At 70.2% G+C, this 13,793-nt stretch carries 12 protein-coding genes and 1 tRNA gene; 6 read left to right on the top strand and 7 right to left on the bottom strand.

What is annotated here, in order from left to right; genetic code table 11:
- Window positions 1–165: 165 nt before the first annotated feature.
- Together LzC2_RS16235 and LzC2_RS16240 are read right to left on the bottom strand one after the other, a co-directional pair.
- The gene (locus LzC2_RS16235) at window positions 166–981 is read right to left on the bottom strand and encodes a lipopolysaccharide kinase InaA family protein (RefSeq protein WP_206678754.1); all 816 of its coding nucleotides are present in this window, start codon (window positions 979–981) and stop codon (window positions 166–168) included.
- A 20-nt stretch (window positions 982–1,001) separates the two neighbouring features.
- Window positions 1,002–2,429 carry a UTP--glucose-1-phosphate uridylyltransferase gene (locus LzC2_RS16240; protein ID WP_171188922.1) on the bottom strand — a complete coding sequence of 476 codons (1,428 nt, stop codon included), beginning with the start codon at window positions 2,427–2,429 and terminating at the stop codon, window positions 1,002–1,004.
- A 191-nt stretch (window positions 2,430–2,620) separates the two neighbouring features.
- Between LzC2_RS16240 and LzC2_RS16245 the strand changes: the two genes are divergently transcribed.
- The gene (locus LzC2_RS16245) at window positions 2,621–3,721 is read left to right on the top strand and encodes a hypothetical protein (RefSeq protein ID WP_171188924.1); all 1,101 of its coding nucleotides are present in this window, start codon (window positions 2,621–2,623) and stop codon (window positions 3,719–3,721) included.
- Between the two features lie 7 nt (window positions 3,722–3,728).
- On the opposite strand, the gene LzC2_RS16250 is transcribed toward LzC2_RS16245, so the two are convergent.
- Complete coding sequence (locus tag LzC2_RS16250) at window positions 3,729–3,917, bottom strand: hypothetical protein (RefSeq protein ID WP_171188926.1); 189 nt, start codon at window positions 3,915–3,917, stop codon at window positions 3,729–3,731.
- Between the two features lie 193 nt (window positions 3,918–4,110).
- A complete protein-coding gene (locus tag LzC2_RS16255) occupies window positions 4,111–4,494 on the bottom strand; it encodes a DUF5658 family protein (RefSeq protein ID WP_174977615.1) in 384 nt (127 codons plus the stop codon).
- Window positions 4,495–4,609: 115 nt separating this feature from the next.
- On the opposite strand from LzC2_RS16255, the gene LzC2_RS16260 reads away from it, so the two are divergent.
- From LzC2_RS16260 to LzC2_RS16270, 3 genes are read left to right on the top strand one after another with little or no spacing between them, the layout of a single operon-like run.
- The gene (locus LzC2_RS16260) at window positions 4,610–7,126 is read left to right on the top strand and encodes an FG-GAP repeat domain-containing protein (RefSeq protein WP_171188929.1); all 2,517 of its coding nucleotides are present in this window, start codon (window positions 4,610–4,612) and stop codon (window positions 7,124–7,126) included.
- A gap of 53 nt (window positions 7,127–7,179) precedes the next feature.
- Entirely contained in the window at window positions 7,180–7,473 is a 294-nt protein-coding gene (locus LzC2_RS16265; RefSeq protein ID WP_171188931.1) for a hypothetical protein, read from the top strand.
- Window positions 7,470–7,760: a hypothetical protein gene (locus LzC2_RS16270; RefSeq protein WP_171188933.1), complete on the top strand. Its 291-nt coding sequence runs from the start codon at window positions 7,470–7,472 to the stop codon at window positions 7,758–7,760. The genes LzC2_RS16265 and LzC2_RS16270 overlap by 4 nt, the downstream gene beginning before the upstream one ends.
- A gap of 40 nt (window positions 7,761–7,800) precedes the next feature.
- Here LzC2_RS16270 and LzC2_RS16275 read toward each other — a convergent pair whose 3' ends face one another.
- Together LzC2_RS16275 and LzC2_RS16280 are read right to left on the bottom strand one after the other, a co-directional pair.
- On the bottom strand, window positions 7,801–8,568 hold the full coding sequence (locus LzC2_RS16275; RefSeq protein WP_171188935.1) for a PHB depolymerase family esterase: 768 nt from the start codon (window positions 8,566–8,568) through the stop codon (window positions 7,801–7,803).
- 67 nt (window positions 8,569–8,635) lie between these two features.
- The gene (locus LzC2_RS16280) at window positions 8,636–9,655 is read right to left on the bottom strand and encodes a peptidoglycan recognition protein family protein (protein ID WP_171188937.1); all 1,020 of its coding nucleotides are present in this window, start codon (window positions 9,653–9,655) and stop codon (window positions 8,636–8,638) included.
- A gap of 446 nt (window positions 9,656–10,101) precedes the next feature.
- Between LzC2_RS16280 and LzC2_RS16285 the strand changes: the two genes are divergently transcribed.
- Window positions 10,102–12,882: an MMPL family transporter gene (locus LzC2_RS16285; RefSeq protein ID WP_171188939.1), complete on the top strand. Its 2,781-nt coding sequence runs from the start codon at window positions 10,102–10,104 to the stop codon at window positions 12,880–12,882.
- Between the two features lie 8 nt (window positions 12,883–12,890).
- Here the strand turns inward: LzC2_RS16285 and LzC2_RS16290 are convergent.
- Window positions 12,891–12,963, bottom strand: a tRNA-Met gene (locus tag LzC2_RS16290).
- 200 nt (window positions 12,964–13,163) lie between these two features.
- Between LzC2_RS16290 and LzC2_RS16295 the strand changes: the two genes are divergently transcribed.
- The gene (locus LzC2_RS16295; RefSeq protein WP_171188941.1) at window positions 13,164–13,733 is read left to right on the top strand and encodes a GNAT family N-acetyltransferase; all 570 of its coding nucleotides are present in this window, start codon (window positions 13,164–13,166) and stop codon (window positions 13,731–13,733) included.
- Window positions 13,734–13,793: the final 60 nt, after the last annotated feature.

The following is a 13,793-nucleotide window of genomic DNA, read 5'->3' on the forward strand; positions in this document are numbered from 1 at the left end:
GGCGACGGGCGAGGGCGCGGGGGCGGCGGACATCGGCGGAGCGCTGCGGGGACGAAAGCGCCGAGCGGGCATTCGCGGGGCGTCGGCTCACGATACGGACTCCCGACCCGGCCCCAACGGGGCGTTTCCCCAAGTCGTCGCCCGATTCGCCGCGGCGCCGCGCGCTCAGGCGGCCGGCCAATCGGCGTACGCTCGCCGACTCTCGCCCGTCAGACCGCCGGACGCTTGGTGATACGCTTTGAAGAAGCGGCCCACGACGGTGCGGGGCAGGTCGGGGAGGCCGCGACGCAACCGGGCGAGATCTCGCTGCCGTCGATGCGACGTCAGCGACCGCGGAAACGTGACGGCATCCAGATCGATCACCCAGGCCACGGGAGCTTCGCCCCCTCCCTCGTCGACAAGTCGCGTGACGAGCAGGTTGTTCGGCTTCAGATCGCGATGACTGGCCCCCGCGGCGTGCAGGGCGCCCAGCGTGCGTCCGACGGCTTCGGCATAGCGGGCGGCGATGCGGAGCCGTTGCGATTCCGGGAGTTCGGCAAGTCGACGCCGGGCCATGGCGAGGTCCTCCGTGCCCTCCGCCCATTCCGTCGCCAGCCAGGCCGGCCGATCCACCTGCCGCCGCCGCGGCGCCGTGCAAGCCAGCGGCCGCGGCGTGCACACGCCCGCCGCCCGCAGGCGAACGGCGTACAGATAGGTGAGCACCGTCCGCCGGGTGCGCACCGCGGTCGCCAGCCGTTTCAGGACGGTTTTGCGGCGAATTCGCTTCCAGCAAACCGCCGTGCGGCCGGTCGGCAACTCGAGTTCGCCCCGCAACACCGCGGCGGTGTTGCCCGCTTTCTGCATCACCGCGGTCGGATCGGGGCATCCATCCGCGGCGATCAGGGCCGTTAATCGCTCTTCCCCGAACCCCTCGACGGCCCAGCCGCGGCCCAGCGGGGTCGCGACGTGAACCGGGGCGTCGGCGGGAGACGGGGCGACCATGGCGCTAACTTACTCCGACGCTACTTCAATACCGTATCGGCGTCGTACCGAGTGCCGGCGGGCACCTTCGCTTTCACGCCGGCTTCGTCCAACGCGAAGGAGGGCAGGATCTCCACCGTCGCGCCGTCCGCGATGGTCGCCCCCGCGGCTTCGAGCCAGCCGTGATGCAGGCGAGTCAGCGCCGCTTTCGCGGTCGCGGGGCTGTCCGAACCCTCCGCATTTTTGACGGGATTGAACTCCCGCTCGCGGTCCGTCTCCACGACCGGAGCGACGCTCGCCAGAGGCAGCGAATCGAAGATGAAGCGCTCGAACTTATAAGCGTTCGGTTCGGTCGGCTCGACAAGCTCGCCGGCGTCGTTCAGGTGGGGCACCTTTTTATGAGCGACGTGGAACGGCAGCCCGGCGCCCGATTCCCCATCGCTCGCCAGACGTTCGAGAAACGACCGTTCAAAGCAGTGAATTGCGGTGTTGCCGGCCCAGAGCAGCAGCCCGCCGTCGGCGTCGGTCTTTGCCGCGGCCTCGTCCGGAAGATCGCTGTATTCAATAATCTGAGTGACGCCGTCGCAATCGCAGACGACGCCCATCTTCTCCTCCGGGGCGACCTTCGCGACGACCTTCGTGCTCACCTCGCCGCCTAATTGTCGATGGGCGCCGAGGAACGCCGGGTCGCAGACGATCGCGGTCGGGTTGTCGACCTGATGATAATAGAGCGTCGTGACGCCGCGACGCTGCATATCGTCCAGCGCTCCGCGGTTCTTCAGCGCCGCGACGAGCCCGCCGTGCCCGTCGGGGCTGACGGCCACTTCATCCTTCGCGGCGAGCAACGCTTTGCCGGTCGCATCGTCCACCGCGGGCATCGTGCCCTGGCAGAAGAACACGACGTTCTCCTCGCCCAGGCCGTAATAGTTCTGGGCGGCGAACTCTTCGCGGGTCGGGGCGTCGGTGGCGGGGCTGGTCATGACGTACAGCGGGATCGTCACGCCGGCCGCTTCGCCGCGGGCTTTGAGTTGCCCGGCCAACAGTGCGAACAACGTCGTGCCGCTGACCGGGCCGACCGGGAACATCCCCTTCGGCTTGTCGAACCCCAGTCGCGTGCCCTGTCCGCCGGCGACGAGGATCGCCCCGACCGCGCCGCTGTGGAGCAACGCTTCGCCCCGCTTGATCGCGGCGGCGCGCTCGGTGCGGTCCTGTTCGGACTGCGGCAGCCGCACGACGGCGGCGGGGGGAGCGGCCGTCGCCGCCATCGCGGCAACGTCGCCGGAGGTGTCCGGCCCGGAGGCTTTCGCCTGGTACAACCGCTGTGCCGCGGCGAAATCGAGGTCGGCCGCCTGCGTCGCGAGTCGTTCGCGGCCGGCGTCGTCCAACTCCTCCCAGAACCGCAGCAGGTGCGAATCGTCGGTGGCGGCGAGGCGGGCGACCAGTTCTGGCGGGGGGCCGGGGGCGGTCATGGGCGTAAAGCGGTCCGAAGCAAACAGCGGGGAACTTTGGGCGTCCTCAGGGCGTCAAGTGTCCCGAAGACGCCGCGCGAACGGAAGGCGGGCGCCCCCGCGATTCACACGCCGTTCACGCCGCGAGTCGCTGACGATCGCCTCGCAGCGGTTCCTCCGGTCACGTCCCCGTTCCCGCCCGCTCGCCGCTCATGTCCGCCTCCGTCGCTGTTGCGCTCGCCGCGCTCACGTTCCCCGCCGCACTCCCCGCGGACGATCCGGCTGCGGGGGAGCCGCCCGCCGACGGCGTCGTCTGGGATGAACCCCGCGACGGCTGGCGGACGGGGGCGGAGGTGATCTCCGGCGGCGAATCGCTCCGCCCGGGCGATCCGCTGGCGATCCAGTTTCTGTTGAAGAATGAAACGGACGAGTCCCGCGACGTGACGGTCGACAATTTCGAGGTCCTCACCCCGACGCTCGCCGCGGGGAATCGCCTGCAGATCAACGTCTTCCCTCAGGACGGCCGGCGGCGACGCCACACGCTCGATGCGGGCGAGACGTTCCGGGATCGTCGCTATCGGCTCGTCCTCGACACAGCGGGCCTGCCCAGCGGTTCGTATCTGGTCAAAGTCGACACGGTGTTCTGGACGCCCCACCCCGACCGGGAGGACGGACACCGCGGCCTCGCGTTCCGCCAATCAATCCCAGTGACGATCGGCGAACCGACCGACGACGCATCGGACGAACCGAACGCCGCCGCGGCCGACGAGAACGCCGATCCGACGATCCATTGGGGCGAACCCGTCGCGGGGTTGGCGCTCGGCTCGCGGTTGATGTCGGACGCCGCCGGTCGGTACGGCGACGAATTGAAGCTCGAGCTGATCGCGGAGAATCGCTCCGCGGAACCGATCACGTTCACCTACGACCTGCCGCGGCCGATGGACTTCAATCAGCACGTCGAACGGCCGGACGGGCAATACGTCTCGCTGAACGTCGTGTGGATGTCCGGGCTCCGCATTCCGAATTTGAAGACGCGGACGCTCGCCCCGGGCGAACGGCAGACGATCACGGAAACAGCGCCGGCTGACTCGCCGAACGGGGGGTTCTTCTACGGTCCGACGATCGAACTCGTCCCGGCGGACACGAAGCCGCGGACCGGCACGCCGCAACTCGCCAGCGACGGCGGCGAGTATCGGTGGTTCGCGACGATTCGGGTTACCCGACCGGAGATCCCGGACTTCGACCTGTCCCTCACCGCCGGCGGGGCGCCCCTGACGGTGGTCGCCGCGGAGGCGGAGCCAGCGTCGCCTTGAATCCGCCTCAGCTGGTCGGGAGGTCGATCCAGCAGGCGAGGAAGGCGCTGCCCAGCAAGGTCATCCCCGTGATCGCCAAGGCCCACCGGCCGACGCCGCTCTCGTTCGGTCGGTCCACGGCGGGGCGCACCGCGCCGGCGGCCAGCCACGCCCCCAGCGCGGCGAAGAACAGCCATTGCCAAGGTTCGGGGGACATCGCGGGCCGGTGAAGGGAGAACTCGGAACCCGCAAAGCTAGGTCACGGTTCGTCGGCCGCAATCGGTTCCCGCGGTCGAAGTTCCGTTCCTCAGCGAGCCGGGGGGCTTGTCCCCTCGGTCCGGGTCTCGCCGGGAGGCCGTTCGCTTCGCTCACGGTCCGGGGGGATGACCCCCCGGCTCGCCGGCCACTCTTCAAAGGTGCCGCAGCGCGAGCGTCACGCTGTAGATCACCACGGCCCCGGTGACGGCGGTTCCCAGCAGCATCACGAACCGGCCCATCCGCAGGTTCTTCGTCGCGATGATCTGAGCCAGCGTGCAGATGAACGCGGCCAGCGCCATTTTGAACCAGACCATTCCCTTCACCCCCCAACCGGCGATGAAGTAGTCCGCGATGGCGTTGCTTTCGCGGAACTGCCCGCTGGCCAGCAGCAGGTAGGTCAGCAGGATGTCGAGGAACGCCGTCAGCAGAAACGCCGTCGTCTCCGACTCCAACGGCAGCTGACGGAAGGGAAGTCGCCCGCGCCAGCCGCCTTGCGTGTCGGGACGGGTCGGCGGGTCGTCCGCGGGGTCGCTCACGTGGGCAGTGTAGAGCGGCGCCGGGCCGGGGGTGAACCGAGCGGGCCGCCGTTATCATCGCCGGACGGATGGAATCCCGATTGCCCCGCCCGCGCACGTCTCCTCGCCCCCGCCGATGCCCCGCTTCGCCCCGCCGTCCTTCACCGGTTCGCTCGCGCTGCTCGCCCTGTGCGGCGCCGCGTGGCCCGCTCCCGTCGCGGCTGAGGAGGAGGACAAGCCGCTGAGCGCCTATTACGGCTTCGGCGAACTGGACATCCTGAAGGTCGAGGACCGCAGCGAGTACCTCCGCACCGGCGATCTGAACGGCGACGGGCTGACGGACATTCTCCTGTCGGACGACTCCAACAGCCGGCTTGATTTGTTCCTCCAGCGGAGCCGGCCGGACGCCGAGGCCGCCGGGGCGGAAGAAGGAGCCGACGAAGCGGACGTGAACGCCCTGCCGGACAGCGCCCGCTACGAGCACATCAAGCTGTCCGTCGATCAGGCGATCTACGGCCTGATCGCGGAGGACTTCACCGCCGACGGCCGCACCGACATCCTCTACGTCGGCGACCCGGACCGGCTCATCCTGCTGACGGCGCCCGCCGGGGAGGAACCGGGAACCTCCGACTGGACCGCGACCGCGGAGCTGGACCGCACGGAACGCCGCCTGCCGGATCTGCAACTGGCGACCGGCATGCTCGCCGCCGGCGACCTGACCGGCGACGACCTGCCGGACGTCGTCGTGATCGGCGAACGGGTCACCTATCTGCTGCCCGGCACGGCGGGCGGCATGCTGGGGCCGGCGGAGGAGATCCGCAACACGTCCGACGATCTCTCGCTGGCCCAGATCGCGGACCTGGACGGCGACGGCCTCGCGGACCTCTGCTACACGGCCCGCGTCGGCGACGACCGCGTGCTCGCCGCCCGCTTGCAGGAGCCGAACGACGGCCCGGTGGAGAACGACGAACCCGCCCCGAACGTGCTCGGCCCGGAACTGCGGTTCGATCTGAAGGACCCCCGCAGCGTCACGCTGGGCGAAGTGTTCGCCGAGGAAGCGGGCGTCGAGGTGCTCGCCGTGACCGGCAGCACGGGGCGACTGACGATCCGCAAGGTGCGGCGGCCGAAGCTCGGCGAGACGACGGACGGCGAATCGCTCAGCGGGCGGAAGCTCACGCAGTACGGCTTCGGCGGGCGGGGCGCCCGGGACTTCGCCGTCGGCGATCTCGACGGGGACGGTCGGGCGGACGTGGTGATCTCCGACCCCGACGGCGCCCGCGTGATCCTGTTCCGTCAGACCGCCGCCGGCGGCCTCGATCTCGGGACGGCGTACCCCTCGCTGGCCGGCGTCTCGCAGGTCCGCATCGGGGACGCCGACGGCGACGGGTCCGGCGACCTGTTCGTGCTCAGCAAGACCGAGGAAGTGCTCGGCCGCAGCGTCTGGGAAGACGGCCGTCTGACCTTCCCCGTGCCTGTCAACGGCGTGGAAAACCCCGTCGCCTTCACGCTGGTGAACGTTCCCGGGGCGAAGCGAGCCGCGGCGTTCGTGGTCACGGAAACCGGCCGTCGCGAGTTCAAACTCAGCCTCGCCGGGGCGGAGGGCAAGTCGATCGACCTGGACCTCTCCACCGACCCGGATCGCCTCGAAGCCGCGGACGTGGACGGCAACGGCTCCCCGGACCTCGTGCTGTTCCCCGGCCGCGGCAAGGATCTGATGGCCTTCGGCATCGGCGCCGACGGCACCCCGATCGCCTTGAAGAACGAAGGACTCGGCCCCGGCGAAACCACCCCCGGCGCGTTCTTCGCCGGCGCCCTGGCCGCGGCGCCGGCGCTGGATGCCGACGGCGAACCGATCGGCCCGGCCACCGACCTGCCGACGATTCTCAACGCCCGCGGGAACCTCGCCCGGGATCTCACCGCCCGCGCCGGACGCACCGGCGTGGAGGAGGGGTCGGCTGACGACGAGAGCGGGGGCGGCACGCCGGTGTTGCGGTGGTCGGTCCGCGATCAATTCAACGCCGCCGAGGCCGCCGCCAAGATCGCCGGCGCCGTCACGCTGGACGTGGACGGCGAACCGGGGAACGAGGTCGTGCTGATCGACACCGGCGTCGACAAGCTGCGGATCTATAAGCGGGACGGCTCCCAGTTCGCCCCGGCCGGCGAGATCGAAACCGGCGATCTGGATTATCAGGACGCCGTCGTGGCCGATCTCGACGGCGACGCCCGCGACGACCTGCTGTTGTTCGGCGAGGGCCGCTTCGCTGTGCTCTACGCCGGTCGCATCGATCCGGAACTGACGGAGCTGGCGAACTACGAGACCGATCTCGAACGCACCTTCCTCGCCGACAGCCTCGTCGGCGACCTCAACGGCGACGGCGACCCGGACGTCGCCCTGCTGGAGGTTCGCAGCCACTTCGTCGAGATCCTCCGCCCGACCGACGAAGGCATCGACCGGGCCGTGTACTGGAAGCTGTTCGAGGAGAAGAACTTCGACGGCGAGGGCGGCGGCGGCCTGCAACCCCGCGAAGGCGCCATCGCCGACGTCACCGGCGACGGCCGCAACGACCTGATCCTCTTGGTCCACGACCGCGTCCTGATCTACCCGCAGGACGACGGCGCGAGCGGGGAGAACGGCGACTCGCTCAGCCCCTGACGCGACCGCCGGGCCGTGCGTACAATCGCTTAGTCCCCTGCCGCGAGTCTGCCATGACCGACATCGTCCTCGACGCCAAAGTCCGCGCGATGAGCGTGGGGGAACTCCTGGAACGGACGGCTCTGGGACCGGTTCGTCTGATCGACGCGAAAGGCAACCCGCTGGGGGAACTGGCCGCGGCAAACCCGTTCCCCGACGGCTTCCGAGCGGGCGTTGAAGCAAGTCCTGCCGGAGCGGATCGTCGAGCACGATTGCGGGAGGGAGCCGTCAGCGGTGACGAGCTGCGGGCCCGGCTGCGGGGGCTAATTGCTGACAGCGATGTCCGTTCCACGGGAACGGACGCGTGAGCCGTTTCAAAGCACTTTACAGTCGTGAATTGCTAGACGACGTCACGGACAATTGGATCGCGGCCGATCCGATTGCCAATCGAGTGTTGCAGGAACTTACGTTCGCCGTGGATCAGACCCTCGAGCGCGATCCCCACTCGGTCGGAGATGCATGCTCTGACGATCCACTCGAACGGGAATGGGCGACTTCCGCGTTCAATTGCAAGGTCCGGGTCGGCTTCACGATCTTCCCAGACTCGAATGAGGTGATCGTCTCGTTCATCGCCTTGGTCCCGCCAGTGGACTGAGGGATTGCCCTTCGCATCGTCGCTCTCAAGCACTTCCGACTCACACCCCCACCGCGACGCCGGCCATCAGCCAGCGGTCGACGGCTCGCAGGGCGGCGGGGGACATCGGTTCGTCATTCGTCAGGCGGACTTCGGCGCGGGCGCCGGTCTCGCGCCAACCGGCTGCGGCGGCGAGCACCGTCGGGGCGCTGCGACGGCCGTCTTCGCCGCACAGCAGGATCCGCTTGCCGGCCAGGGCCGTCGGTCCGCAATCCATCGGCGGCAGCGTGCCGCCGGCCAGCAACGCGGCGCCGGCGAACCACTCCGGACGAGCCGTCAGCAGGGCGGCGGCGGCGTCGGCGCCGCTGCCCAGACCGGCGAGGTACACCCGCTCCGTGTGGACGTTCCATTCCGCCTTCACCGCGGAGACCAACGCCGGCAGACGCTCCGCGACTTCCGCGACGGCCCGATCGGACCAGCCGAACCCGGTGCCCCCGGCGGCGTCGCAGGCGGCGCCGCGGACCGACAGGCCGAGGTAGTTCCGGTCGCTCACGCCGCGGAGAACGGCGTGCAGGGTGTGTTCGCTGGAGCCGGTGTCGTGCAGCCAGACGACCAGCGGATAGGCGTAGCCCGGTTCGTAGCCTTCCGGCACCGCCACGGCGCTGGGCAGCCGACGATCGGAGAGCGGGTCCGCCTCCACGAACGGCATATCGCTGCCCACCCGTCCGAATCGGGCCGTCAACGCCGCCGTCAACGGATCGACGGCGCCGCGCTGCGCCGCCAAGGCGGGAGCGAGCGAGTCGGGGGCGGCAAGACGGGAGACGGGCACGGGCGCTTCCGGGCAGATGGGGGTGGGAACGAACCGATCCCGGCACAGGAGCCGGGGCGGCGGGCGGTCAGGGGGCGTCTTGCGACCCGGACCGCGGAGCGAGCGACGAACGCGTGGACGACGAACGTGTGGAAGAAACCGGCGCCGCCAGCGTCGGGCCGGAGGAAACCTCCGGCGCCGACAGACCGGTCGGCAGGAAATCCTCGTCGTCGTCCCACGAATGGGACGGAGCGGGGACCGCCGGCGCCGACGATGCCGCCGCGGGCGATGCCGTCGCCGATGACGACGATTCCGGAAGCAGCGTCTCAATCTTGAGCCGTTTTCCGGGGCAGGCGGTCGCTTTCACGGCGTCGTGCGGAATGACGCGGTCGGCGGGAATGTCGTAGCGATCCCGGAGGAACGCGATCAGGCGGCGGGTCGCGGCGAGTTGCTCGGCGGTCGGATTGCTCGATTCAAAATCGCCGACCAAACAGATGCCGATGCCGCGTTCGTTCTCCGCCTGTCGACCGGCGTGGGCGCCGGCGAGTTGATCCTTCCAGCGAAAGGTCGGTTCGACCTCTCCATCACCCATCCCGTCGCCGTTGCCGACGACGAAGTGATATCCGATCCCCAGCCATGGGTTGCCGTCGCCGTCGCGTCGTTTGACGTGGGTGCGATGGATCGCCTCCACGCTGCCCGCGTCGGTCGCGGTGTGATGGACGATGATCCACCGCCACGGCCGTTCGGAGACGCCTTCGCCCGCCGGAACCCACGGCCCCGGTTTGGCTTGCGGCTCGCTCGGAGCGGAGGAAAGAGGAGCGGCGGCCGGGGCGGTGCGGTTCGACCGGGAATCGCCCGCTGCCGACGGCAAAGCGGGGACGGCGAGGTCCGGGGCGGCGAGTGCGGCGGGAGCGGTCGGCTCCTCGGCAGTCGGCCCTGCGGCGGCCGGGGCGGACGGTTCCTCCTTCGCCGGCGCTTCGACCGCCGGGGCCGGGGCGCCGCGGAGACGCTGCATCACCTGCGGGGAGACGCGGAACGCCGTGGGCGGGGCCGCGGCGATCGACTCCGTTCCCAGCCCGGCCGCCATGATCGCTGTCGCGAACGTCACGATGCGCAGCGGTGCGGACGGGGGGAACGTCACGGGCGAAGCAGCCGGGGGAGGGACGTGATCGGCGGGACCGTCGTGGGCCAGCAGCAAAGGGCGAACGGCGGTCGGCGGGCGGGACTCTAAAAGTGCCTGCGAAGGCGGTCAATGTGCAGTTCCGCGCCCGAAGGATGCGGCGATCTCGCGACCGAAGGACAGGGTGGGGATAGGGGTCGCCGGTGGACCTTGCGGGTCGCTGAGGGGCGGTAAACTCCACGTCGCCCGCCCATTCGGCAAGTCCGGCCGACCTTGGAGACTTTGGCGTCCGGCGAGAACAGTTCCCCGGCGTGGGGCAGCGGTCGGGGTCATGCGGCCCTATTCTGTGGGTCGAAGAGTGCACACCCCCGGCCGGTCGACCGGCGGGTCGAACCGTGCACGCCGCCCCTGTCCCCGGATCCCGTCCCCCGTCGATGTTCCAGGCGCTCGGCCGGATCGTGACGCGAGGCTGGCCGGCTGTACTGCTGTTATGGGCTGCGCTTTGGGGCGGCGTTTGGGCCGCGGGGCCGGATTGGGGGTCCGTCACGGCGGATGGGGAGTTCGCCTTTCTCCCCGAGGACTCGCCGAGCCTCGCCGCCGAACGACAGTTCCGGGAACGATTCGGCAAGGATCTGCTGCAAAGCACGATCGTGCTGGTCGTCAGTCGCACCTCGCGCGCCGACGGGCTGACCGGCCCGGAGGACGCCCCCGCCGAGAACCCCGAGGCCCACGACGGCCGATTCGTCTCAGCGGTGCTGCTGCCTGCGTTGCGTAAGGAACTGGTCGCCGGCGGGTTCGTGTCTCCGACCCTGCCCTTCGGCGATCTTCCGCCAGCCCCCGACGCGAAGGAGGAAGGCGCCGCTCCCCGGAAGGAGGGCGCCCGCCTGCTGATCGAGGAGGACCTCCCGGAGGACGCGGACGACTATCTCGTCGCGGCGGTCCTCACGCCGCGGGACCGGGTCGTCGGCCCGCTGTTCGAGAGCCGCGACGGACAAGCCGCGCTGATCGTGCTGGGGTTGAGGACCGAGTTCGGCGAGACCCGCAACGCTCCGCTGGTCACCGCGGTGGAGGAACTCGTGCACCGACTGCATCGCAGCGGCTCCCTCCCGGCCGGATTGGACGTGGCGGTCAGCGGCACCGCCGTGGTCGGCCGCGATCTGCGCGAAGCGACCGAACGCAGCGGCGCCCGCACCCACATCGCGTCGCTGGTGCTGGTGGTCGGGCTGCTGCTGGCGATCTACCGGGCGCCGATGCTCGCGGCGGCGCCGCTGGTCACGGTGGTCGTGGCGGTCGAGGTGGCACTCAGTCTGCTGGCGCTGGCCGCGGGGCAGGGCTGGTTCGCTCCGTTCATGGGGTTGGAGGTGTACGTCACGGTCGTCGCCTACGGGGCGGGCGTGGATTACTGCATGTTCCTCACCGCCCGCTACCGCGAGGAGCTGATCGCCGCCCCCGCCGGGTCGCTGCTTCCCCCGGATCAGGTCGGTTGGCTCTCGCACCGCGGCGCCGGCGGCTGGTCGGCGGCGCTCGCGAGCGCCCTGGGGAAGGTCGGTCCCGCGTTGGCCGCCAGCGCCGGGACGACCGTCGTCGGAATCGGGATGATGGGCTTCGCGGAGTTCGGCAAATTCCAGCAGGCGGCGCTGGGCATCGTGACCGGACTGCTCTGCGTGACCGCGGCCTCGCTGACCCTCACCCCCGCGCTGCTGGCGATGCTGGGGCCGACGGCGTTCTGGCCCCGCATCCCCCACGGCAAGCCGGCCGCGGAGGGCGGGTGGCTGCCGGCCGGATCGTTCGCCCGCGGCTCCGTACGTACCCGGCGCCTGCGTCGGTTCTGGAACGATTGGGCCGATCACGTCTGCGACAAACCGGGCCGCTGGATGCTCGGGGCGCTGGCCGTGATGGTCCCGCTGGCGATCGTCGGGGCGTTCGGGCAGGACCGACTCACTTACGGACTGCTGAGCGAACTTCCCGAAGACGCCCCCGGCGTGCGTGGCGTCGAAGCCGTCCGCGATCACTTCCCCTCCGGCGAGACCGGCCCCGCGACCGTTCTGCTGACGGCTCCGCTCCGCGGGGACGGGGCGACGCTGGACTTCCGCGATCGCGCCGGCGACGGGCGCCAGTTGGTGCAAACGCTGACGGAACGGCTGTGGGAGCGACGTGAGGAACTCGGGCTGGCCGCGGTGCGGAGCCTCTCCGCTCCGCTGGGGGCCGCCGAGGACGCCCCCTTATTGACCACGAATCGCGAGGGCGGGCCGCTCGCCGCGATCGCCCGCCGCGCCGCCGCTGCGGTCGGCGTGCGGGAGTATTACATCGCCGGCTCCGGCGAGGCCGCCGGCCGTACGGTGCGGTTCGATATCGTCTTTCAGGAAGACCCCTTCACCCGCGGTTCGATCGACCGCCTGCGGGCGTTGCGGGCCGCCGTCCGCGACGAACTGCCCGCCGATCTGGAGGGAGCGGAGGTCGCCGTGCTCGGGGCGACCGCGAGCCTGTCGGACCTCGCCGCCGTGACCGGCCGCGATCAGACGCGGATCAACGTCCTGGTGCTGATCGGCGTGTACGTGGTGCTCGTGCTGCTGCTGAGGCGCTTGGCGCTGTCGGCGTATCTCATCGCGACGGTGGCGCTGGGTTACCTCACCACGCTGGGCGGGGTGATCGTCCTGTTCCAACTGCTGGCGTGGCTGTCCGACACGCCCGGCGGCTTCCCGGGGTTGGATTGGAAGGTGCCCACGCTGGTCTTCACGATCCTGGTGGCGGTGGGGGAGGACTACAACATCTATCTCGTCACCCGGGTGGACGAGGAACGCGCCGCCGCCCGCGGACCCGGTGTGAGCGAATCGCAGGCGGCGGTCCGCGGCGTCCGCACGGCGCTGGCCCGCACCGGGGCGATCATCAGCGGCTGCGGGCTGATCATGGCGGGAACGTTCGGCTCGATGGCCTTCGGAGAACTCGCCGGCATGGTGCAGCTCGGCGTCGCCTTGGCGGGCGGCGTGCTGCTGGACACCTTCCTGATTCGTCCCGTGCTGGTGCCCGCGTACCTCACCCTGCTGCACGGCGGGCGTTTCGGTCCGTTCGGCAAGCTGCTCGGCGCAGCGGGCGAAGATTCCCCGCATCCCGCCGAATCGCCCTTGACGGAATCGACGTCTGTTCACTACAACTCCGCAGCCTCCCAACACCGCCGGTCCCAGCCAAAGCCCCTCGCCACACGCGAGCCGGGCTGACGATCGAATAGCGGAGGTGGGAATCGAACCCACGACCTACGGCTTATGAATCCGCCGCTCTAACCCCTGAGCTACTCCGCCGGGTTGCGTCGAATGGATTCCCAGCGGGAACCCGGTTCGACCGGGGCGAGATGATACCGCCCCGTCCTGAGAAGGGAAACGGGTCGGACCGGCGAGGTTCGCGGATTTCGTTCCGCAGCGGTCGATTTTTCGGCGCATCGACCGCACGGTCGGCGGCGCGGGTAGACTGTCGATGTCCCGTTTGCCCCCGGAGTCGACCGATGCAGTTCGTCCGCCGGGTTCGTATGGAAGCGATGCTCAATCGTCTGCCGGCGCCGGCGACGCCGGGGGAGTTCCGGCTCGTGCCGTGGCGGGACGATCTGATCGACGAGCATGCCGCGGCGAAGCGGGATGCCTTCGCGGATGAGCCGGACAGTCTGCTGTTTCCGGCGCTTGCCACGGCGCGGGGGTGTCGGGCGTTGATGGCGGATATCGCTCGCCAACCGCTGTTTCTGCCGGAGGCCACCTGGCTGGCCGTTCGCCGCAGCGACCCGTTCGGCGAGCCGGCCGGGGGGACGGCGGTGGGGACGGTGCAGGGCATCGGCGGGGCGCGGGGGATCGGCGCCATTCAGAACGTCGGCGTCGTCCCGGAGTGCCGGGGCTTTGGTCTCGGCCGCGCGCTGATCGTGCGGGCGCTGCACGGCTTCGCGGCTCGCGGGTATCACCGGGTGTACCTCGAAGTCACCGCGGACAACGCCCCCGCCCTCACCCTTTACCGCGACGTCGGCTTTCATCCGGTGCGGACGCTGTACAAGCCGGTGAAGGGCGACCCGGTCGCGGTACGGAGTTGAAAGCGAATAGCGAGGCTCCCCTCGCCCCCTTTTTTGGGGGAGAGGGGCTGGGGGTGAGGG

Origin of the sequence: Alienimonas chondri (genome assembly GCF_013036045.1) — a bacterium.
Classification (GTDB): domain Bacteria; phylum Planctomycetota; class Planctomycetia; order Planctomycetales; family Planctomycetaceae; genus Alienimonas; species Alienimonas chondri.